25 protein-coding genes are annotated in these 21,191 nt (G+C 62.0%); 15 read left to right on the forward strand and 10 right to left on the reverse strand.

The features are described 5' to 3' along the window. Positions 1 to 43: 43 nt before the first annotated feature. The 6 genes from bssS to grxB all read right to left on the reverse strand — a co-directional run bounded on the left by bssS (position 44) and on the right by grxB (position 3,740). Complete coding sequence (bssS, locus tag BS626_RS03400; protein ID WP_075180966.1) at positions 44 to 298, reverse strand: biofilm formation regulator BssS; 255 nt, start codon at positions 296 to 298, stop codon at positions 44 to 46. 169 nt (positions 299 to 467) lie between these two features. Continuing rightward, complete coding sequence (locus BS626_RS03405) at positions 468 to 749, reverse strand: hypothetical protein (RefSeq protein WP_075180967.1); 282 nt, start codon at positions 747 to 749, stop codon at positions 468 to 470. Between the two features lie 145 nt (positions 750 to 894). Continuing rightward, positions 895 to 1,140 (reverse strand): DNA damage-inducible protein I, encoded by a 246-nt coding sequence (gene dinI / locus BS626_RS03410; RefSeq protein WP_075180968.1) that lies wholly within the window; start codon positions 1,138 to 1,140, stop codon positions 895 to 897. A 75-nt stretch (positions 1,141 to 1,215) separates the two neighbouring features. Then, positions 1,216 to 2,265 carry a dihydroorotase gene (pyrC, locus tag BS626_RS03415; RefSeq protein ID WP_075180969.1) on the reverse strand — a complete coding sequence of 350 codons (1,050 nt, stop codon included), beginning with the start codon at positions 2,263 to 2,265 and terminating at the stop codon, positions 1,216 to 1,218. Between the two features lie 148 nt (positions 2,266 to 2,413). Then, a complete protein-coding gene (locus tag BS626_RS03420; RefSeq protein ID WP_075180970.1) occupies positions 2,414 to 2,977 on the reverse strand; it encodes a lipoprotein in 564 nt (187 codons plus the stop codon). Between the two features lie 115 nt (positions 2,978 to 3,092). Further along, positions 3,093 to 3,740, reverse strand: a complete 648-nt coding sequence (grxB, locus tag BS626_RS03425) for a glutaredoxin 2 (protein ID WP_075180971.1) — start codon at positions 3,738 to 3,740, stop codon at positions 3,093 to 3,095. A 273-nt stretch (positions 3,741 to 4,013) separates the two neighbouring features. On the opposite strand from grxB, the gene rimJ reads away from it, so the two are divergent. The 4 genes from rimJ (at position 4,014) to murJ (ending at position 7,811) form a co-directional block, all read left to right on the forward strand. After that, complete coding sequence (gene rimJ / locus BS626_RS03430) at positions 4,014 to 4,604, forward strand: ribosomal protein S5-alanine N-acetyltransferase (protein ID WP_075180972.1); 591 nt, start codon at positions 4,014 to 4,016, stop codon at positions 4,602 to 4,604. 17 nt (positions 4,605 to 4,621) lie between these two features. After that, positions 4,622 to 5,287, forward strand: coding sequence for a YceH family protein (locus BS626_RS03435; RefSeq protein WP_075180973.1), 666 nt, complete (start codon positions 4,622 to 4,624; stop codon positions 5,285 to 5,287). Next, positions 5,280 to 6,203 (forward strand): Gfo/Idh/MocA family protein, encoded by a 924-nt coding sequence (locus tag BS626_RS03440; RefSeq protein WP_075180974.1) that lies wholly within the window; start codon positions 5,280 to 5,282, stop codon positions 6,201 to 6,203. Before BS626_RS03435 ends, BS626_RS03440 begins: the two co-directional genes overlap by 8 nt. A gap of 69 nt (positions 6,204 to 6,272) precedes the next feature. Beyond that, positions 6,273 to 7,811: a murein biosynthesis integral membrane protein MurJ gene (murJ, locus tag BS626_RS03445; protein WP_075180975.1), complete on the forward strand. Its 1,539-nt coding sequence runs from the start codon at positions 6,273 to 6,275 to the stop codon at positions 7,809 to 7,811. Here the strand turns inward: murJ and flgN (BS626_RS03450) are convergent. The 4 genes from flgN (BS626_RS03450) to flgA form a co-directional block, all read right to left on the reverse strand. After that, positions 7,745 to 8,083, reverse strand: coding sequence for a flagellar export chaperone FlgN (gene flgN / locus BS626_RS03450; RefSeq protein ID WP_075180976.1), 339 nt, complete (start codon positions 8,081 to 8,083; stop codon positions 7,745 to 7,747). The genes murJ and flgN (BS626_RS03450) overlap by 67 nt on opposite strands. Next, positions 8,080 to 8,511: a flagellar export chaperone FlgN gene (flgN, locus tag BS626_RS03455; RefSeq protein WP_075180977.1), complete on the reverse strand. Its 432-nt coding sequence runs from the start codon at positions 8,509 to 8,511 to the stop codon at positions 8,080 to 8,082. Before flgN (BS626_RS03455) ends, flgN (BS626_RS03450) begins: the two co-directional genes overlap by 4 nt. 3 nt (positions 8,512 to 8,514) lie before the next feature. Next, complete coding sequence (gene flgM / locus BS626_RS03460; protein ID WP_075180978.1) at positions 8,515 to 8,811, reverse strand: flagellar biosynthesis anti-sigma factor FlgM; 297 nt, start codon at positions 8,809 to 8,811, stop codon at positions 8,515 to 8,517. A 102-nt stretch (positions 8,812 to 8,913) separates the two neighbouring features. Further along, complete coding sequence (flgA, locus tag BS626_RS03465; RefSeq protein ID WP_075180979.1) at positions 8,914 to 9,573, reverse strand: flagellar basal body P-ring formation chaperone FlgA; 660 nt, start codon at positions 9,571 to 9,573, stop codon at positions 8,914 to 8,916. 156 nt (positions 9,574 to 9,729) lie between these two features. On the opposite strand from flgA, the gene flgB reads away from it, so the two are divergent. The 11 genes from flgB (at position 9,730) to flgL (ending at position 19,579) form a co-directional block, all read left to right on the forward strand. Next, positions 9,730 to 10,143 carry a flagellar basal body rod protein FlgB gene (flgB, locus tag BS626_RS03470; protein WP_075180980.1) on the forward strand — a complete coding sequence of 138 codons (414 nt, stop codon included), beginning with the start codon at positions 9,730 to 9,732 and terminating at the stop codon, positions 10,141 to 10,143. 3 nt (positions 10,144 to 10,146) lie between these two features. After that, positions 10,147 to 10,551 (forward strand): flagellar basal body rod protein FlgC, encoded by a 405-nt coding sequence (flgC, locus tag BS626_RS03475; RefSeq protein WP_075180981.1) that lies wholly within the window; start codon positions 10,147 to 10,149, stop codon positions 10,549 to 10,551. Positions 10,552 to 10,561: 10 nt separating this feature from the next. Then, positions 10,562 to 11,233, forward strand: coding sequence for a flagellar hook assembly protein FlgD (gene flgD, locus BS626_RS03480; RefSeq protein WP_075180982.1), 672 nt, complete (start codon positions 10,562 to 10,564; stop codon positions 11,231 to 11,233). A gap of 25 nt (positions 11,234 to 11,258) precedes the next feature. Continuing rightward, the gene (gene flgE, locus BS626_RS03485; protein WP_075180983.1) at positions 11,259 to 12,467 is read left to right on the forward strand and encodes a flagellar hook protein FlgE; all 1,209 of its coding nucleotides are present in this window, start codon (positions 11,259 to 11,261) and stop codon (positions 12,465 to 12,467) included. A gap of 21 nt (positions 12,468 to 12,488) precedes the next feature. Then, positions 12,489 to 13,244 (forward strand): flagellar basal body rod protein FlgF, encoded by a 756-nt coding sequence (locus BS626_RS03490; protein WP_075180984.1) that lies wholly within the window; start codon positions 12,489 to 12,491, stop codon positions 13,242 to 13,244. Between the two features lie 17 nt (positions 13,245 to 13,261). Next, on the forward strand, positions 13,262 to 14,044 hold the full coding sequence (gene flgG, locus BS626_RS03495) for a flagellar basal-body rod protein FlgG (RefSeq protein ID WP_075180985.1): 783 nt from the start codon (positions 13,262 to 13,264) through the stop codon (positions 14,042 to 14,044). Positions 14,045 to 14,096: 52 nt separating this feature from the next. Continuing rightward, positions 14,097 to 14,795 (forward strand): flagellar basal body L-ring protein FlgH, encoded by a 699-nt coding sequence (locus tag BS626_RS03500; protein ID WP_075180986.1) that lies wholly within the window; start codon positions 14,097 to 14,099, stop codon positions 14,793 to 14,795. A gap of 18 nt (positions 14,796 to 14,813) precedes the next feature. Beyond that, positions 14,814 to 15,923 (forward strand): flagellar basal body P-ring protein FlgI, encoded by a 1,110-nt coding sequence (locus BS626_RS03505; RefSeq protein WP_075180987.1) that lies wholly within the window; start codon positions 14,814 to 14,816, stop codon positions 15,921 to 15,923. Then, positions 15,923 to 16,861 (forward strand): flagellar assembly peptidoglycan hydrolase FlgJ, encoded by a 939-nt coding sequence (gene flgJ, locus BS626_RS03510; RefSeq protein WP_075180988.1) that lies wholly within the window; start codon positions 15,923 to 15,925, stop codon positions 16,859 to 16,861. Before BS626_RS03505 ends, flgJ begins: the two co-directional genes overlap by 1 nt. An 88-nt stretch (positions 16,862 to 16,949) precedes the next feature. Then, the gene (gene flgK, locus BS626_RS03515) at positions 16,950 to 18,596 is read left to right on the forward strand and encodes a flagellar hook-associated protein FlgK (RefSeq protein WP_075180989.1); all 1,647 of its coding nucleotides are present in this window, start codon (positions 16,950 to 16,952) and stop codon (positions 18,594 to 18,596) included. Positions 18,597 to 18,610: 14 nt separating this feature from the next. Continuing rightward, complete coding sequence (gene flgL, locus BS626_RS03520; RefSeq protein ID WP_075180990.1) at positions 18,611 to 19,579, forward strand: flagellar hook-associated protein FlgL; 969 nt, start codon at positions 18,611 to 18,613, stop codon at positions 19,577 to 19,579. Positions 19,580 to 21,191 lie beyond the last annotated feature (1,612 nt).

Below are 21,191 nucleotides of genomic sequence, written 5' to 3' on the forward strand. Positions count from 1 at the left end.
AAAGGCACCCGCTCAGGGGTGCCTCTCTGCTGCGCAACGTCGATCAGTGCTTGCGACTCGGGCGCACGTCGTACTGTGCCGCTTCAATCTGTGCAATGCCCGCTTCGAGGATCGAGATAAACTGTCTGGCTACATCGGTGGTTAGCCAGTAAGTCTGTCCCACATCCGCATCCTCTTCTTTTTGCTCTTGCGATGATAGGGAATGTAAACGGATCATCATGGCGTCATAGCTGTCAACGGTACTGATATCCCATCCCACCAGCGGATGGGTTTGAATAACATCTTTTTCCCGGTCCATTATAACCCCCTTAGTACTTGCGAAAACGAAGCGTGTAATTGAGGTTCAATGTAGCTTTCTTACAGAGCTAAATAATTATAACACGATTGTAAAATCGCACAGGTAAATTAACCCGCGCGTCGCGCGAAGGAAAAGTCACTATCTGTAACAAAAAATCACCGCGCGGCGTTCAGTTCAGCGGCGGCACGTCATCGGGTGCCCGTCGCCCTCCCAGCCGCTGCTCAATATCCTGCGCCAGTGCGGCAAAGTGTTGCTGCGTTTGCGCATCACGCTGCTGATTTTGCGCTTCCAGCTTGAGGTTGTGCACCAGCAGCTGACCAGCCTTATCATCCAGGCAAAAGGTCAGGTAGCTAAAGGCATTCTCTAACACCTGTAAACGGTGCTGCTGATCGCGAATCAGCGCCAGCAGTTCGCCAAAGGTCATGGCGTCTTCCGATTTTTCCGGAAACATAGGTCAGGCTCTCCTCGGGTAACGGGCAGCACGCCGCCGGATGGGTTAAAGCAGTGTATATCACATTTATCCCGCGCTCGATAGCAACCCGCAGACGTAAAAAAGCCGGATGGCGACACCCGGCAAAAAGGGGGGTACGGACGCCTCAGTCGGCGCTGAACCAGTCGTCAGCGCTCTCCCAGGTCTCTTGTAAAATATCAGTAATGCGCGCCTTATCGTCTTTGTTGCCGCCCATCACCGTCAGCTGGTTGCCGCCAGCGTAGCGCACCTGAACGTGGTGATCAGCCAGGGGAAACGCCGCATTGATGCGGCGGTGCAGCTCGGCGCCGAGGGCCTCAATGGCGCCCGGCGGCAGCGGGGCGGTTTTCGCTACGGTCACTTCAATACGCATAGTCCAGCCTCCATTTGGTACTGTGATTTTATACAGTATCGCCAGCGCCCGGGCAAGCGAATTTACGCCGTCGGCTCAGAGGCGCTCGACCTGCCAGTTCAGCGTCTGTCCGGCGAGGAACGGCACCAGCGTGTCGTCTCCGGCGGGCAGGGTCTCCGGCACCGTCCACGGCTTGCGCACCAGGCGAATGCTTTCCTCGTTGAGCGGCAGGCCATAGAAGCGCGGGCCGTTCCCGGAGCAGAAGGCCTCCAGGTGAGCCAGCGCGCCCAGCTCTTCAAACACGGTTGCGTAGGCGGGCAGGGAGGTCGGGGCGTTAAAGACCCCGGCGCAGCCGCAGCAGGCCTCTTTGCGGTGGCGGGCGTGCGGTGCCGTATCGGTGCCGAGAAAAAAGCGCGGATGGCCGCTGGCAACGATGTCACGCAGCGCCTGCTGATGTACGTTGCGCTTGAGGATTGGCAGGCAGTAGAGGTGTGGCCGGATGCCCCCCACCAGCATGTCGTTGCGGTTAAACATCAAATGCTGCGGCGTGATTGTCGCCGCGACGCGATCGTCGGACTCGGCGACCCAGGCGGCCGCTTCGCGCGTGGTGATGTGCTCGAACACCACTTTCAGGGTCGGAAATTGCTGACGCAGCGGGATCATCACGTCGTCGATAAAGCGGGCTTCACGGTCAAAAATATCGACGTGGGCGTCGGTCACCTCGCCGTGGATCAGCAGCGGCATGCCTATCTCCTGCATCCGCGCCAGCACGCCGGCAATCGCGGCGATGCTGGTCACGCCAAAGCTGGAGTTGGTGGTGGCGTGCGCCGGATAGAGCTTGGCGGCGGTGAACACGCCGTCGTGAAATCCGCGCGCCACCTCATCGGGATCCAGTGAATCGGTCAGGTAGCAGGTCATCAGCGGCATAAAGCCGTCTCCCGCCGGTACCGCCGCCAGGATCCGTTCACGATAAGCGCGCGCGGCGGCCACGCTGGTGACCGGCGGCACCAGATTGGGCATCACAATGGCGCGGGCGGAGACCGCACTGGTCCAGGGCACGACCGCCCGCATCATGGCGTCATCGCGCAAATGGATATGCCAGTCGTCTGGGCGGCGAAGGAGTATTTCCTGAGGTAAAGCAGTCATCGTGTGCTCCGGCAAAAGGATGGAGATCCAGGGATGGATTGAAGCCGGGGGGTAAAGATAACCAGAATCAGGGGCAAATGCACCCCTTTTCTGGTGTTATATTATAACAATAATTGGGCGGGCCGTCGGCTAACATGCCCGCAACTTCTCAGTCGGTAAACGGGATAACCAGCTCGCCGGGCTTGACTTCCAGTCCCTTCGCCAACTTTTTCGCCATCAGCTCGGCCTTGCTGCGCTCGCTGCTCAGGACATACGCCGGGTGTACATCAAACCACTGCTTCAGCGACGAATTCAGGTAGGGCGTCAGGGTTTTCAGCGGCGCCTGCATGTTTTCCGGCTGTACGCGACTATCCACCAGCTCCAAATCGCGCAGGAAAATCGCGCCCTGCCGGGCGTCATACACCGGCTGGGCTTTCATCTTCAGCTGCATATCCGCCTTCTGCGATCCCAGCAGCGACGTGATAGCCACATTCGCATGACCGGTCAGGGTAATTTTGCCCGGCTCTTCGCGGCCAATCTGGCTCTGCAGCTGATCAAGGGTAATGTGGGCGTTCAGCAAGCCGTCAACGCCGATCTGTTTTTCAAACTTGTCGCGTTTTTGCAGCGCCTGATTGATGTCATTTTCGCCGATGGTATAGCTGGTTAATTGATTGCAGCCCGCCAGCAGAAGTCCGGCCAGCAGGAGACAGCATCCGTGAAAAGCCTTTTTCATTATCATCCTCATATCGTTAACCGGGCAAGCGCCCACCTCTACAGGGTGCCGGATCGCGGAACGCCTGTCACCAGGAGAAGGATGAATTCCCCGGCGCAGCCGGGGAGGAAAGGGCTTAGCGCGCCCAGCCGGAAAGCAGCGGCACCTGCGTTTGATTGGCCATATTATTGCGGTATTCTGCTACCCGACTGGGGTAATCAATGCCTTTGACCAGCGTCAGAGAACGCAGCAGCGGGAAGAGATGAATATCGTCCAGCGACGGCTCACCGTTGACCGCGTTTGACTGGGCTATCAGCGGATCGAGATCGCGCAGGTCATCGCTTATCTTTTTAATCAGGCCCGGTGAATGGGCCTTCAGCTCGGCAAAATCACCAAGGGTGGCCTCTTTTTTCGCGATAAAGTGTTGCCGAGCCGCCGGCGTCTCAAACTCGTCGAAAGGGGCTTCGGCTACTCGCGGGATAATCAGCTTGTTCACGTAGCCGTCGACGTGGCGCAGCCAGTCGCCGATTGCCGCGCTCAGCGGGCCGGTCAGCAGCGGCTGCCGATCCGATCGATCGACAAACGCCACGATGTCGAGACTTTCGGTCATGTAGCTGCCGTCAGGCTTACACAGGATCGGCACCATCTTTTTCCCCACCAGGCGCTCCGGCGTGGCCGCATCGTCGTTGTGCAGAGTCAGCAGTTTTACCGGTAAATTCTTCAGGCCAAAAATCATCCTTGCCCGGACGCAAAACGGGCAGTGGTCGTAAATGTACAGTTTCACCGTATGACCTCCTTGATGACTGCCGCCGAAGCGGTATCAATGTGTTGAATAGGCGAAGAAAGTATGGGAGAGAAAGGGGCGAAGAGCAAATCGCAAGGCCGGCGCCTCAGCGGCGAGTTGGGGACGAATTTTGCTCATTTTTAACGAGTTAGCCGCTTTTTTGCTGGCAAATAATTTACCGCAGTGAAGGGGGGCGGTTATAGTGAAGTACGTAACGCTGTATCCGGTGCAGACCGCATCAGCACGTCGAGAGCCAGGGATTGAGGAAAAGAGATGTTTGGCTACCGTTCTAATATGCCGAAGGTGCGCCTGACCACCGATCGGCTGGTGGTTCGGCTGGTGCATGAACGCGATGCCTGGCGTATGGCCGATTACTACGCTGAAAACCGCGCCTTTCTGCAGCCCTGGGAGCCCCTGCGCGATGACAGCCACTGCTACCCCTCCGGCTGGCAGGCGCGGCTGGGGCTGATTACGGAAATGCACCGCCAGGGGAGCGCCTATTACTTTGTGGTCATGGATCCGCAGGAAACCTGCGTACGCGGCGTGGCCAACTTCAGCAACGTGCTGCGCGGGGCGTTTCACGCCTGCTATCTCGGCTATTCGTTGGGTGAGCAGTGGCAGGGGCAGGGCATGATGTTCGAAGCGCTGCAGGCGGCCATTCGCTACATGCAGCGTCAGCAGCGGATGCACCGCATCATGGCCAATTACATGCCGCACAATCAGCGCAGCGGCAATTTACTGACGCGGCTGGGATTTGAACGAGAGGGCTATGCCAAAGCTTATTTGCTGATTAACGGCAGGTGGCAGGATCACGTATTGACCGCACTGACCTCAACCGACTGGACGCCGCAGCGCGGCGGCTAAGCAAACAGGACTGTCTAATGAAAACCGTACTCTCCGCCCTGGAAGCGCGCGTGATTGGCGCGCTGCTGGAAAAGCAGATCGCCACGCCCGAGCAGTATCCGCTCTCCCTGAACGCCGTGGTGACCGCCTGCAATCAAAAGTCCAATCGCGATCCGGTGATGTCGCTCAGCGACAGCGAGGTGCAGAACACGCTCGATCTGCTGGTGAAAAAACATCTGGTCACCGCCCTGAGCACCCCCGGAAGTCGGGTGATGAAGTATGAGCAGCGGCTGTGTAACTCAACGTTTGGCCAGCTGCGCCTGCATCCCGGCGAGGTGGCGGCGATCGCCACGCTGCTGCTGCGCGGGCCGCAGACGCCGGGCGAAATTCGCACTCGCTGTCAGCGGCTGCACGATTTTGCCGACGTCGCCGCCACCGAAGCCTGTCTGGATCGGCTGGCCAGCCGCGATGACGGTCCGCTGGTGCAGCGATTGCCGCGCGAGCCCGGCAAGCGCGAGAGCCGCTACCGTCACCTGTTCAGCGGCGATACCGCCCCCGCCGCAGGCGAGAACGCCGAACCGCCGTTCGACAGCGCGGAGGATCCGGCGGCACTGGCCGCGCGGGTGGCCAGCCTGGAGGCTGACATGCAGGTGCTGAAAGCGCAGCTGGCCAGTCTGCTGCCGGCGGTGTCACAGGATGCGTAAGCCGCGGATCGGTGTGGTCGGGCTGGGCGGGATCGCGCAAAAAGCGTGGCTGCCGGTGCTGGCGCACAGCGTCGACTGGACGCTGGTGGGCGGTTATTCGCCCAACCAGCCGCGCGCGCAGGCGGTATGCGCCAGCTGGCGTATCCCCTGTTTTAGCCAGATGGCGGCGCTGGCCGCGGCCAGTGATGCGGTGTTTGTGCACAGCAGCACTGCCAGCCACTTTGCGGTGGTGCGTATGCTGCTGGAAGCCGGGGTCGACGTCTGCGTGGATAAGCCGCTGGCCGCTACCCTTGATGAGGCCGAACAGCTGGTGGCGCTGGCTGCGGCGCGTGGCCGTAAGCTGATGGTCGCGTTTAATCGCCGCTTTGCGCCGCGCTATCTGCAGCTGAAGGCCGCGCTCGACGCGCCGGCCTCGCTGCGCATGGATAAACACCGCACCGACAGCGTCGGCGCCGCCGCCTGGGTTACCTTGTTGGATGACTATCTGCACGTGGTGGACACCGCCCTGTGGCTGGCCGGAGGGGAAGCCGCACTGCGCAGCGGTCAGCTGCTCCTGGATGCCCGGGGGGCCCTGCTGTACGCCGAGCACCATTTTCAGCGCGGCGATACGCTGGTCACCACCAGTATGCACCGGCGGGCGGGCAGCCAGCGCGAGAGCGTGCTGGCTATCGACGACGGCGCCTGTATGCGGGTGGAGGAGATGCGCGACTGGCAGTGCGAAACGGCACGGGGCGTTTATCAGGATCCGGTGCCAGGCTGGCAAAGCACTCTCGAACAGCGCGGATTTGCCGGCGCGGCGCGCCATTTTATTGCGTGCGTGGCGAACCACACCGCGCCGCACATCAGCGGTGAAGAGGCGCTGCGGGCGCAGCGCTGGGTCACCCGGCTTTGGCAGGCGCATCCTCACGCGTTGTAACAACTGGATCTGGCGATTTTTGTCAGCTTCAGTAGACTAGCGCCACCTTTCTTTACGCTTACAACGCACATGAACCTGTTGAAATCGCTGGCTGCGGTCAGTTCTATGACGATGTTTTCCCGCGTGCTGGGCTTCGCGCGCGATGCGATCGTCGCGCGCGTGTTTGGGGCAGGGATGGCCACCGATGCCTTTTTTGTCGCGTTTAAACTGCCCAATTTGCTGCGGCGCATTTTTGCCGAAGGGGCGTTCTCGCAGGCCTTTGTGCCGATTCTGGCAGAATACAAAAGTCAGCAGGGTGAGGCGGCGACCCGGGTGTTTGTCGCCTATGTCTCCGGGCTGCTGACCCTGGCGCTGGCGCTGGTGACGTTTCTCGGCATGCTGGCGGCGCCCTGGGTGATAACCGTCACTGCGCCGGGCTTTGCCGATTCGCCGGACAAGTTTGCCCTGACCGCCGATCTGCTGCGCATCACCTTTCCCTATATATTACTGATCTCACTGGCGTCGCTGGCCGGGGCGATCCTTAACACCTGGAATCGCTTCTCAGTGCCGGCTTTTGCGCCGACGCTGCTGAACGTCAGCATGATCGGCTTTGCGCTGTTTGCCGCGCCACATTTTCATCCGCCGGTGCTGGCACTGGCGTGGGCGGTGGTGGCCGGCGGCGTACTGCAGCTGGGCTATCAGCTACCGCACCTGAAAAAAATTGGCATGCTGGTGCTCCCGCGCCTCAATCTGAAAGACGCCGGCGTCTGGCGGGTGATGCGGCAGATGGGGCCGGCGATCCTCGGCGTATCGGTCAGTCAAATTTCACTGATTATCAACACGATATTTGCCTCTTTCCTCGCCTCTGGCTCGGTCTCGTGGATGTACTATGCAGACCGGCTGATGGAGTTTCCTTCCGGCGTGCTGGGCGTGGCGCTGGGCACCATTTTGCTGCCGTCGCTGGCGAAGAGCTTCGCCGCCGGTAACCACCAGGAGTATAACCGCCTGCTGGACTGGGGATTGCGCCTCTGCTTCCTGCTGGCTCTGCCGTCGGCAGTGGCGCTGGGGATCCTGGCCCGTCCGCTGACCGTATCGCTGTTTCAATATGGAAAGTTCAGCGCGTTTGATGCCTGGATGACCCAGCAGGCGCTGATCGCCTATGCGGTCGGTTTGATGGGACTGATTGTGGTGAAGGTGCTGGCGCCGGGCTTCTACTCCCGGCAGGACATTAAAACGCCGGTGCGCATTGCCATCGTGACGCTGATTTGCACCCAGCTGATGAACCTCGCGCTGATCGGTCCCCTGAAGCATGCCGGGCTGGCGCTGTCGATCGGTCTTGCGGCCTGCCTGAACGCCGGCCTGCTCTACTGGCAGTTGCGCAAGCAGCAGATTTTCCAGCCGCAGCCCGGCTGGGGTGGGTTTATGGCCCGCCTGCTGGCGGCGGTGCTGGTAATGGCGCTGGTGCTGGTGGCGCTGCTGCAGGTTATGCCAGCGTGGGAAAGCGGCAACATGCTGTGGCGGCTGCTGCGCCTGGCGGCGGTTTGCGCCGCCGGCGGCGCGGCCTACTTCCTGACGCTGGCGGGGCTGGGCTTTCGCCCGCGTGACTTTGCCCGCCGCACCGTGCAGTGAGGGAGAAATGCCCCGCCGCCGTCACGCTTACGTGACGGCGGCGGGGTGTTTACCGCCAGCCCGTTCGGGCCGTAAAAATGCTGACTTTGATGCGGACGCAGCAGGGCCAGCGAGGCCTGGTTATGGGCCATCTGCTGCTCCAGCAGCAGTCCGTTATGGACATTGATGTCGCGCAGCGCCGCGGTGGCGGTGCGGATTGCCTGCCAGCGCGCCGCCGCGGCGCCGCGGCCCGGATAGGGCGCCGTCAGGCACAGGCTCTGCTCCGCCGTCACACCTTACGTGACGGCGGCGGGGTGTTTACCGCCAGCCCGTTCGGGCCGTAAAAATGCTGACTTTGATGCGGACGCAGCAGGGCCAGCGAGGCCTGGTTATGGGCCATCTGCTGCTCCAGCAGCAGTCCGTTATGGACATTGATGTCGCGCAGCGCCGCGGTGGCGGTGCGGATTGCCTGCCAGCGCGCCGCCGCGGCGCCGTGGCCCGGATAGGGCGCCGTCAGGCACAGGCTCTGCTCCGCCGCCTGCCGCTGCTGGTCAAAGAAGTGCAGCGTGTTCAGCAGCGACTGCTTATCCTCGGTGATACGCTGGAGCAGACTGCTGTTCAGGCGGCCGGCGGCCAGCTGTTGCTGCTCCGCCGCCATCACCTCGGCCAGTGAGGTCAGGACCTCCTGCATCTTTTCCAGCGCGGCGCTCAGCGTCTGCATTGGTTACTGTCCTTTCAGGTAATCCTGGGTATCCTGCAGCAGCGCATCGGCAATTTTACCGGCGTCCATCTTCAGTTCCCCATGACGAATGGCGGTTTTCAGCGCCTCGACCCGCGCGCTGTTGATATCCTGCGCACCGGGCTGCATCAGCTGCGCCTGCGCGCCGCTCAGCGTTACCTGAGCCGCCGAGGCCGGTGCGGCTGCGGCGTGTGGACGCGTTTTGCTGCTGCTGGCTTCGCTATTCTCGCGCGGCTGAACGGTGCTCACCGGTTTTAACGGTGGTGTTCTGTCAATGCTCATTATCGACTCCCCTTATCGCAGACGGGCGATGCCTGCCTGGTCGCTATGTTAGCGCTTTCTGTTACTGCCATTATCGTCAGTCTCGCCGCAATCTTTAGCCCTTTACAGCGTAATCAGAATATTCCCATCCGCATCGGCGCGGCCGCTGACCACCTGGCCGGAGGCCAGGCGTACCCGAACCGGCTGGGCGATGGTGGCGTTATTCAGTGCTTTTCCTGCGGCAATGGCGCTGAAGCCGTCGCCCTGGGCGATCACCTGCACGCTCTGCCCGGCTTTGACCCGCCACGGCTGGCGCACCATGCTCTCCGTCAGCGGCTGGCCGGGCGTCAGGTCGCGCAGCGCCACGGCCGCCAGCGCCCGCGACGGGTTGAGGATCAGCCGCGTCGGCAGGGTGTCGAGGCGGCCGCTTACCGTCTGTACGTCCCCGGCGCCCAGGCTGTCGCCCCGGCGCACGGAGCGGCTGACGGCCAGATACTGGCCGGTGGCCTGCACCTGCACTTGAATAAAGCGGCGCGCGTCGCCGCAGCGGGCCTGGACGCTGAGATTGCCCCACGGGCGGCCGTTGCCCGGCAGGGAGAATTGCGGCGCATTGCAGACCGGCCACTGCGCCGCCGGCGTGCGCACCACCACCGTAATCGCGGTGTCGCTGTGGGCGAAGCGCGTTTGAAAAAACGCGGTGAGCTGGTCACTGAGCGCGGTGGCGGCGGCGCTGCCGCAGAGCAGCAGCCACAGCGCCAGCGCGCGCAGGGTGAAAGACGACATGGGCGCTCTCCTGACGGGAAGATGGCACTGATTTTACCGAAGGCAGGGCAGAGTCAAACGCGAAATTAGCGGGGCATTTGCACGCTATTCAGTCGATGGTGTGCACCCCCGCGGGCTTATTCTGCCTGCTCAGAAAAGTCTTTTTTCGGAGGGCGTATGCTCGACAAACTGGATGCGGCGCTGCGGTTCAACACCGAAGCGCTCAATCTCCGCGCTCAGCGTCAGGAGGTGCTGGCCGGCAATATCGCTAACGCGGATACCCCCGGCTATCAGGCGCGCGACATTGATTTCGCCAGCGAACTGCAGCGGGTGATGGAAAAAGGGCGCGCCGACGGCAGCAGCATGGCGCTGTCGCTGACGTCATCGCGGCACATTCCGGCGCAAACCGCGCAGCCGCCCTCGCTGGATCTGCTGTGGCGGGTACCCGATCAGCCCGCCGTGGACGGCAATACCGTGGATATGGATCGCGAGCGCACCGCGTTCGCCGATAACAGCCTGAAATACCAAACCGATCTCACCCTGATCAGCAGCCAGATCAAAGGGATGATGAGCGTACTCCAGGGGCAATAATCGATGGCTCTGCTGACTATTTTTGATATTGCCGGCTCGGCGATGACCGCCCAGTCGCAGCGGATGAACGTGGCGGCCAGTAACCTGGCGAACGCCGACAGCGTCACCGGGCCGGACGGCCAGCCCTACCGCGCGAAGCAGGTGGTGTTTCAGGTAGACGCCGCACCCGGCGCCGCCACCGGCGGCGTGCGCGTGGCCGGGGTCGTGGAGGATCCGTCACCGGAAAAGCGGGTGTATCAGCCCGGCAATCCGCTGGCCGATGATAAAGGCTACGTGCGGATGCCGAACGTGGATGTGGTCGGCGAGACGGTTAACAGCATGGCGGCGTCGCGCAGCTATCAGGCCAACGTTGAGGTGTTGAATACCGTCAAAACGCTGATGATGAAAACCCTGACCATCGGTCAGTAAGGAACCTGACGTGGGCATCGCCGTTAACGTCAATGAATCGCTCAACACCGCCACGGTTAACTCCGGCGCGGCCACCGGCGGCAGCAACAGCGCCGACTTACAGAGTAACTTCCTGACCCTGCTGGTCACCCAGCTTAAGAATCAGGATCCCACTAACCCGATGGAAAATAATGAGCTGACCACCCAGCTGGCGCAGATTAATACCCTGAGCGGCATTGAAAAGCTCAATACCACCCTCGGATCCATCTCCGGGCAAATCAACAGCAACCAGTCGCTGCAGGCGACGGCCCTGATCGGCCACGGCGTGATGATCCCCGGCAGCCAGATACTGGTCGGTAAGGGTGAGACCACCCCGTTTGGCGTCGAGCTGGCGCGCGCGGCCGATAGCGTGACCGCCACCGTCACCGATGCCGCCGGCAAAGTGGTCCGCACCCTTGAGGTCGGTGGCCTGAGCGCCGGCGTCCACACCTTTACCTGGGATGGCACCATGACGGACGGCACCACGGCGCCGGACGGCAAGTACACCGTGTCGCTGGCGGCCAGTCTTGGCGGCGAACCGATGGTGGCACAGGCGCTCAATTTTGCGCTGGTAAATGGCGTCACCCATCACACCGATGGCGCACGGTTAGATCTCGGAACGCTGGGCACTACCACGCTCGCTAACGTTCGCCAAATCCTTTAACGCATACGCAATCCAGGAGTGACAGATGGCATTCTCCCAGTCGGTCAGCGGCCTTAACGCCGCGGCCAGTAACCTTGATGTGATCGGCAACAACATCGCGAACTCCGCTACTGCGGGGTTTAAATCCAGTTCTGTCTCTTTTGCCGACATGTTTGCCGGCTCCAAGGTGGGAATGGGGGTGGAAGTGGCCGGTGTGATTCAAAATTTTACTGACGGTACGCCTACCGCCACCAGCCGCGGGCTGGATGTGGCGATCAGTCAGCAGGGCTTCTTTCGCCTGACCGACGCCAGCGGCGCGGTGTTCTACTCGCGCAACGGCCAGTTCACGCTGGATGCCAACCGCAATATTGTCAATATGCAGGGGATGCAGCTGACCGGTTATCCGGTGGCCGGTACGCCGCCGACGGTGCAGACCGGGGCGAACCTGGTGCCGCTCAGCGTGTCGGCCGGGCAGATGACCGCGCGCGCCACCACCGGCGGATCGGTTCTGGCCAACCTCAACTCCTCCGATAAGGTGCCGGCCACCGCCACCTTCGCCAGCAACGATACCACCAGCTATAACGGTAAAACGGCGATGACCACCTTTGACAGCCTCGGTAACGAACACAAAATCGATCTCTATTTTGTGAAAAATGGCGATAACAACTGGACGGTACATCCGATTGACAGCAGTAGTACGCCGGCGGTCGCCACCGCGCCCTTTGCCATGACCTTTAACGCCAACGGCCAGATGACCGCGCCGCAGGGTACGGTTGCGGTGAATATGGGGGCGTTAAACGGCGCCAACGCCCAGACGTTTGCGCTGAATCTCACCGGCAGTATGCAGCAGAACACCGGGGATAACACCTTCGGTAACCCAAGCCAGGACGGCTACGCCCCGGGCGAGCTGGTGAGCTATCAGATTAACGATGATGGCACGCTGGTCGGTAACTACTCCAACGAGCGAACCCAGCTGCTGGGCCAGATAGCACTGGCTAACTTCGCCAACCCGGAAGGGCTGACTTCGCAGGGGGACAATGTCTGGGCGGCTTCAAACAGCTCCGGTCAGCCGTTGGTTGGCCTGGCCGGCACCGGTAACCTGGGTACGCTGACCGCCGGGGCGCTGGAGTCTTCGAACGTTGATCTGAGTAAAGAGCTGGTGAACATGATCGTCGCGCAGCGTAACTATCAGTCCAACGCGCAGACCATCAAAACCCAGGATCAAATCCTCAATACGCTGGTTAACCTGCGTTAACCGGCCTGACGGGGCGAGTTTATGGATCACGCAATCTATACCGCGATGGGGGCGGCCAGCCAAACCCTTAATCAGCAGGCGGTCAACGCCAGCAATCTGGCCAACGCCTCCACCCCCGGCTTTCGCGCGCAGCTCAGCGCGCTGCGCGCGGTGCCGGTTGAGGGGCTGAGCCTGCCGACCCGCACCCTGGTGGTGGCCTCGACGCCGGGGGCCGATATGTCCCCCGGCAGCCTCGATTACACCTCGCGTAATCTGGATGTGGCGGTGCAGCAGGATGGCTGGCTGGTGGTGCAGGGGCCGGACGGCGGCGAGGCCTATACCCGCAACGGTGATATGCAGGTGGATCAAACCGGTCAGCTGACCATCCAGGGCCATCTGGTTATCGGCGATGGTGGCCCGATTGCGCTTCCGCAAGGGGCGGAGATCACCATAGCGGCCGATGGCACCATCACCGCGTTGAACCCCGGCGATCCGCCGAACGCTACCGTGCAGGTTGGCCAGCTGAAGCGGGTGAAGGCGGAGGCCGCCGAGCTGATTCGCGGCGATGACGGCATGTTTCGCCTGAGCGACAGCGCCCGGCAGCAGCGCGGGACGGTATTGCCTAACGACCCAACGGTGCAGGTGATGCCGGGCGTGCTGGAGGGGAGTAACGTTAACCCGATCACTAGCATGGTAGAGATGATAGCCAACGCCCGACGCTTTGAGATGCAGATGAAAGTTATCTCCGGCGTCGATGAAAACGAACAGCGCGCAAACCAGCTGCTTTCAATCAGCTAAGCGCAGAGGATACGCGAATGATTAGCTCTTTATGGATTGCCAAAACCGGTCTTGATGCGCAGCAGACCAACATGGATGTGATTGCCAACAACCTGGCGAACGTCAGCACCAACGGCTTTAAGCGCCAGCGTGCGGTGTTTGAGGACCTGATGTACCAGACTCTGCGTCAGCCGGGGGCGCAATCTTCCGAGCAGACTACGCTGCCGTCAGGTCTGCAGATCGGTACCGGCACGCGCCCGGTGGCCACCGAGCGTCTGCACAGTCAGGGCAACCTGTCGAAGACCGATTCGTCAAAAGACGTGGCGATCAATGGCCAGGGTTTCTTTCAGGTACAGATGCCGGATGGCGCGCTGGCCTACACCCGCGACGGCGCTTTCCAGGTTGATCAGAACGGTCAGCTGGTAACGAACGGCGGTTTTCCGGTGCAGCCGGCCATCACCATTCCGGCCAACGCCCTCAGCATTACCATCGCCCGCGACGGGGTAGTCAGCGTAACCCAGCAGGGACAGACGCAGCCGGTGCAGGTTGGCCAGCTGACGCTGAGCACCTTTATTAACGATGCCGGCCTGGAGAGCAAAGGGGAGAACCTGTATCAGGAGACGCAGGCTTCCGGTGCGCCGACCGACAGTAATCCGGGGCAAAACGGCGCCGGGCTGCTGTATCAGGGCTACGTCGAGACCTCCAACGTCAACGTTGCCGAGGAGCTGGTGACCATGATTCAGACCCAGCGCGCCTACGAAATCAACAGTAAGGCGATTACCACTGCCGATCAGATGCTGCAGAAGCTGACGCAGGTTTAAGTCTTTCGGACCCCGCGCGCGGGGTCAGTTAAAAAAGGTGTGTTCCGTGGCAATGCAACGAGTTTTCCGGGGGGTCAGCGGGTGGGTGGCGGTGGCGCTGCTGACCGTAAACGGCTGTGCGCTGGTACCGCGCACGCCGCTGGTACAGGGGGCCACCTCCGCCCAGCCGCTGCCGGCGTCACCGCCGGTAGCCAACGGCTCCATTTTCCAGGGGGTGATGCCGATGAACTACGGCTATCAGCCGCTGTTTGAAGATCGTCGCCCGCGCAACATCGGCGATACCCTGACCATTGTGCTGCAGGAGAACGTCAGCGCCAGTAAAAGCTCGTCGGCCAATGCCGGACGCGATGGCAGCACCAGCTTTGGTCTGAGCGCCACGCCGCGCTATCTGCAGGGGCTGCTGGGCGGCGACCGCGCCACCGTAGCCGCAGAGGGGAAAAATGATTTCGCCGGCAAAGGCGGCGCCAGCGCCAATAACACCTTTACCGGCACCATTACCGTCACCGTGAACGAAGTGTTGCCCAACGGCAACCTGCGGGTGGTGGGCGAAAAGCAGATTGAAATAAATCAGGGCACCGAGTTCATTCGCTTCTCGGGCGTGGTCAATCCGCGCACCATCAGCGGCGCTAACAGCGTGGTCTCCACGCAGGTGGCGGATGCCCGCATTGAGTATGTCGGCAACGGCTACATCAACGAAGCGCAGACCATGGGCTGGCTGCAGCGCTTCTTCCTGAACCTGTCACCGATGTAAAAGAACGAAGAGGACTGTATGGCTAACGTATCCCTGTCTCGCCTGCTGGCGCTGCTGCTGACGCTGTGGAGCATCACCGCCGGCGCCGAGCGCATCCGCGATCTGACCACCGTGCTCGGCGTGCGCGATAACTCCCTGATTGGCTACGGGCTGGTGGTTGGGCTGGATGGCACGGGGGATCAGACCATGCAGACCCCGTTTACCACCCAGAGTCTGAACAACATGCTGTCGCAGCTGGGTATTACCGTGCCTCCCGGCACCAATATGCAGCTGAAAAACGTTGCGGCGGTGATGGTCACCGCCAAACTGCCGCCGTTTTCCCGCCAGGGGCAGGCGATTGATGTGGTGGTCTCCTCAATGGGCAACGCCAAAAGTCTACGCGGTGGGACGCTGCTCATGACGCCGCTGAAAGGGGTCGATAATCAGGTCTACGCGCTGGCGCAGGGAAATATTCTGGTCGGCGGCGCGGGCGCGCAGGCCGGCGGCAGTAGCGTGCAGGTTAACCAGCTTAACGGCGGCCGCATCACCGGCGGGGCCACGGTGGAGCGCGAGCTGCCCACCACCTTCGGCCGCAGCAACACCCTGATGCTGCAGCTAAACGACGAGGACTTTACCATGGCGCAGCGCATCAGCGATGCCATTAACCGCAGCAGCGGCTACGGCGCGGCCCAGGCGCTGGACGGGCGCACCGTGCAGGTTCAGGTCTCTGCCAGCGGCACCTCGCAGGTGCGCCTGCTGGCGGATATCCAGAATATCGACGTGTCAGTGCCGGTCCAGGACGCCAAAGTGGTGATTAACAGCCGCACCGGATCGGTCGTGATGAATCGCGAAGTGACCCTCAGTCAGTGTGCGGTCGCGCAGGGGAACCTGTCGGTGACCGTGAACCAGCAGCAGAACGTCAACCAGCCGGACACGCCGTTTGGCGGCGGTCAGACGGTGGTGACGCAGCAGACGCAGATCGATCTGCGCCAGGAGGGCGGCGCGCTGCAGCGGGTGAACGCCAGCGCCAACCTCAATAACGTGGTACGCGCGCTGAATGCGCTCGGCGCTTCGCCGATGGAGCTGATGTCTATCTTACAATCCATGCAGAGCGCCGGCTGTTTGCGCGCCAGGCTGGAAATCATCTGATGAACGATGCCCGCTCACTGAGCGCCGCCGCCTGGGACAGCCAGTCGCTGAGCAACCTGAAGCGGCTGGCGGGCAACGCCCCGCAGGCGCATGCCAAAGAGGTGGCCCAGCAGGTTGAGGGAATGTTCGTCCAGATGATGCTGAAAAGCATGCGCGACGCCCTGCCGAAAGAGGGGCTGTTCAGCAGCGAGCAGAGCCGGATGTTCACCAGCCTCTACGATCAGCAAATCGCTCAGCAGATGGCGGCGCGCGGAATTGGCTTGTCGGACAGTCTCGTCCGCCAGATGCAGGCGACCGCGCCGCCCGATGAGCAGGCAGGCACGCTGCCGATGCCGCTGGATAAGCAGTTTATCAATACGCTGCCGCCGTTGGCGATGGCGCAGAGGATACGGCTTGCGCTGCCCAGACTGCCGCCCCCCAGCGCGGCGATGAGCGGCGACAGCCGCGACTTTATCGCTCAGCTGCTGCAGCCGGCGCAGGCCGCCAGCGCCGCCAGCGGCATTCCACATCACCTGATTCTGGCGCAGGCCGCGCTGGAGTCCGGTTGGGGGCAGCGGCAGATTCTCACCGCCGACGGCAAGCCGAGCTTTAACCTCTTTGGCATCAAGGCCGGTGCCAGCTGGCGGGGTGACACCACCGAGATAACCACCACCGAGTATCAGCACGGCGTGGCGAAGAAGGTTAAGGCCAGCTTCCGCGTTTATGGCTCTTACTTTGATGCCCTTGCGGATTACGTCAGGCTGGTGGGCAGTAATCCGCGCTATGCGGCGGTGGCCAGCGCCGTCAGCGCTGAAGAGGGGGCGATGGCGCTGCAGCAGGCGGGCTACGCGACCGATCCGAACTACGCGCAAAAACTGGTCAGCGTTATCCAGCAGTTTAAACATCTCGGCGAGCGCGTGGCGAAAGCTTACAGCAGCGATTTGAGCGCGCTTTTCTGAGCCGACGCCTCAAGTTTTTCGCCGGACGGCCGATTATCTACCACAGTCACTGACGGGCGGGAGAGGCCTGCCCCTGGAAGGAACGGACATGTCGAGCTTAATTAACGCCGCGATGAGCGGCCTGAGTGCCGCCCAGGCGGCGCTGAACACGGTGAGTAACAACATCAGCAATTACAATGTCGCCGGGTATACGCGCCAGAATGTGATCCTCTCCCAGGCCAACAGCACCCTGAACGGCGGCGCCTGGTACGGCAACGGCGTCAACGTTACCGGAGTACACCGGGAATACAATGAATTCATTACGCTGCAACTGCGCAACGCCCAGAGCCAGGCCAGCGGCCTGACCACCCAGTATCAACAGGTGGCGGGCATCGACGACATGCTGGCCAGCACCAACAACAGCCTCTCCACCACGCTGCAAGGTTTTTTTACCAGCGTGCAGAACCTGGTCAGCAACGCAGACGATCCCTCGGCGCGCCAGACGCTGCTGGGCAAAGCCGAAGGGCTGGTGAACCAGTTTAAGGTAAACGATCAGTCGCTGCGCAATATGGCCACCAGCGTCAATCGCGACATCAGCGCCAGCGTCGATCAGATAAACAACTATGCGCAGCAGATTGCCAACCTGAATCAGCAGATCGCGAAGCTAACCGGCATCGGCGCCGGGGCGCAGCCTAACGACCTGCTGGATCAGCGCGATCAGCTGGTGAACGCGCTGAATCAGCTGGTCGGTGTCGAGGTCTCCGTGCAGGATGGCAGCAGCTATAACCTGACCATCGCTAACGGCATCTCACTGGTGCAGGGCAGCCGCTATCAGACGCTGGCGGCGATCCCGTCCAGCGCCGATCCGTCGCGTACGGTAGTCGCGCAGGTAGACAGCCTCGCCGGCAATCAGGTGATTCCGGAGAGCAGCCTTAACCGCGGATCGCTTGGCGGGCTGCTTGCCTTTCGCAGCGAAAACCTCGACGGCGCCCGTAACCGCCTTGGACAGCTGGCGATGGCATTTGCCAGCAGCCTGAATGCCCAGCATCGGCAAGGTTTTGACAGCGAAGGGATCGCCGGCGGTGACCTGTTCACCCTCGGTCAGCCAGAGGTGCTGGCCAACGCCGCAAACCGCGGCAGTGCATCGCTCAGCGCCAGCTGGCAAGAGACCAGCAAGGTCGCGGCAGCGGATTACCGCGTCAGCTACCAGAATGGCAGCTGGCAGGTGAAGCGCCTGTCAGATAACGCCCCGGTGAGTGTGACCCCGGGAAATAACGGCAGCAGCGATACCCTCAGCTTTGACGGGCTGACCGTCACTCTCAGCGGTGCGCCGGCGGAACAGGACAGCTTTGTGGTGAAGCCGGTGGCGAATGCCATCGTTTCGATGTCGGTGGCCATTAAGGATCCGGCGAAGCTGGCGGCGGCCAGCGAACCGGGCGGGGCCAGCGATAACCGTAATGCGCAGAAGCTGCTGGATTTGCAGGGCAAAGATCTGGTCAACGGCAACAGCACCCTCACTCAGGCTTACGCCAGCCTGGTGAGTGAGATAGGTAACAAAACCAGCACGCTAAAAACCACCGTCACCACCCAGAGTAATGTGGTGACCCAGCTCACCAGGCAGCAGCAGTCGATCTCCGGCGTTAATCTGGATGAGGAGTATGGCGATCTGCAGCGCTATCAGCAGTACTACATGGCTAACGCCCAGGTGATGCAGGCCGCGCAGTCGATGTTTGATGCCCTGATCAGTATTCGCTAAGTAAGGATAAAACCATGCGACTCAGTACCAGCATGATCTATCAGCAAAACATGAATGGCATTTCCCAGGCCCAGTCGCTGTGGATGTCGGCCGGGGAGCATCTGTCCACCGGTAAAAAAGTGATCAATCCCTCCGATGACCCCATCGCCGCATCGCGGGCGGTGGTGCTGGCGCAAAGCCAGGCGGAAAACGCGCAGTTCACCCTGGCGCGCACTTTTGCCAAACAGAACCTGTCACTGGAGGAGAACACCCTCGGGCAGGTCACCAGCGTACTGCAAACCGCGATGGAAAAAGTGGTCTATGCCGGTAACGGTACCCTGAGCGACAATGACCGCGGTTCGCTGGCTAAAGAGCTGCAGGGAATGCGCGATCAGATCCTCAATCTGGCCAACAGCCAGGACGGTAACGGCCGCTATATTTTCGCCGGTTACGTCAGCGAGGCGAAGCCCTTTACCGCCGATGCAGTCAGCGGGGCCATTGATTACCGCGGCGGCGAACAGCCGATCGCGCAGCAGGTAGACAGCAGCCGTCAAATGATAATCAACCACACCGGCCGCCAGGTGTTTATGACCCTGGCCAGCAACAGCACGCCGGAGCCGGATGGATCGGCCGGGGAGAGCAACCTGTTTACCACGCTGGATACGGTTATCGCCGCCCTGAAGGTACCGGTACAGGATGGCGATCAGGCGGCAAAAGAGACCCTGAATGCGGCGGTGGATAAAGCCAATCGCGGCCTGAAAAACAGCTATAACGCCGTGCTGAGCGTGCGTTCAGAACTGGGCGTACAGCTGGCAGAAATCGATAACCTTAAGGCGCTCGGTGAACAGCGTGCAGTCACTCAGCAGCAGCAGATGAGCGAGCTGGTGGATGTCGATTACAATGCGGCCATCTCCACCTACGTCATGCAACAGGCGGCCCTGCAGGCCTCCTATAAAACGTTCAGCGACATGTCCGGGATGTCACTCTTCCAGTTAAATCGCTGATGCCCCGCCACGCCGGGGCGCGAACCGCGCTGTACGCCCTCCGGGCGTGGAGGAAGGGCGGCGCGGCAGGCCCCTGTAACACGTTTCGCGGCATGTCCGAAAGGTCACGCTACCAGTTAACTCGCGAATGCCCCGCTACGCCGGAGCGCGCTGTATGCCCCGCGGGCGTGGAGGAAGGGCGGCGCGGCAGGCCCTCTTAAAACGTTCCGCGGCATGTCCGGGAGGCCACGCTGCCAGTTAACTCGCGGATGCCCGTCACGCCGGGGCGCGAACCGCGCTGTATGCCCCGCGGGCGTGGAGGAAGGGCGGCCCGGCAGGCCCCCTGTAACACGTTTCGCGGCATGTCCGGGAGGTCACGCTGCCAGTTAACTCGCGAATGCCCCGCCACGCCGGGGCGCGCTGTATGCCCCGCGGGCGTGGAGGAAGGGCGGCGCGGCAGGCCCTCTTAAAACGTTTCGCGGCATGTCCGAAAGATCACGCTGCCAGTTAACTCGCGGATGCCCCGCCACGCCGGGGCGCGCTGTACGCCCTCCGGGCGTGGAGGAAGGGCGGCCCGGCAGATCCCCTGTAAAACGTTTCGCGGCATGTCCGAAAGGCCACGCTGCCAGTTAACTCGCGAATGCCCCGCCACGCCGGAGCGCGATGCCGACCGGCGTTCCTTGCCCGCCGGGCGTGATTCAGCACCCTACCCCCGCAGGCAGCCTTCTCGCCAGGCTCACTGAACAGCGGTGAAAACCGAAACGACTGCGTGGAGATCGGGGGACGTTGCACCCTCGCCAGGGCTGCAGCGTCCGCCGTTATCGGTGGGGAGTGAGGCCCGGTGCGGTGCACGACCGTCGATGTCCGCGAGGGATCCAGCCGCCTGCTGATACTGCCCGTGAAACGCACCTGCGGCGTCAATCCTTCGCGAGCGTCCCGTCCGGACATGCGGCGTACGCGTTGAGCTGACGGATGATCGATGTCGTCCGGAGCTCAGTCCGGGTTGCCGCTTGTGCGCTGGCTTACGGAATGACGTTGATCCGTAATGCGCTGGCACGAAAGCCACGCCGCGGGCGTCCACCTGGCGCCAGACGGTCCACCGGGTAGCCGGTCGCGATCCCAACCGCCGGCGGCTGTAGCGTTAGTCACCAGGGCGGCAGGCGGCAATCAGGCTGCCACCTCAGCCGACGGTTCGACAGACGTCGCGCGATGGTTGTCCCGCCGCCGGCCGGCAGCGGAGATTCTGGATGATATTGTTCTTTAGCGTATCCCGGCCGTGGCGGCTAACGGGAGGGGGCGACAGTGAACCTGACGCGCTGGCCAACAGCCTGGGCGGCAGGTCTTTACCACGCATCGTTTCAGGCGGCGGTGAATCTTTGCACAGGATTGCCGACGGCCAGGCCGGGTAGTGACGACAATCCTCTCGTCATCCGTTGGGGAAACTCTGAGGTGAAGGGGGGACTGAGTGCCGCCGGTGCGCAGGCCGCAGGCCGATCGCCGCCTCATCGTCGCAATGCCGTTCTCACGCCTCCGTGGGCCGCTACGCGGCGCCCCCGGCGCGGTAGGCCAGTGCTGAGTCAGCCATCTGATCGCGCCGACAGCGGGGCCGCACCAGCGGTAACCGCCCGGTGCG

The organism is Pantoea sp. 1.19 (assembly GCF_001922585.1).
Lineage (GTDB): Bacteria > Pseudomonadota > Gammaproteobacteria > Enterobacterales > Enterobacteriaceae > 1-19.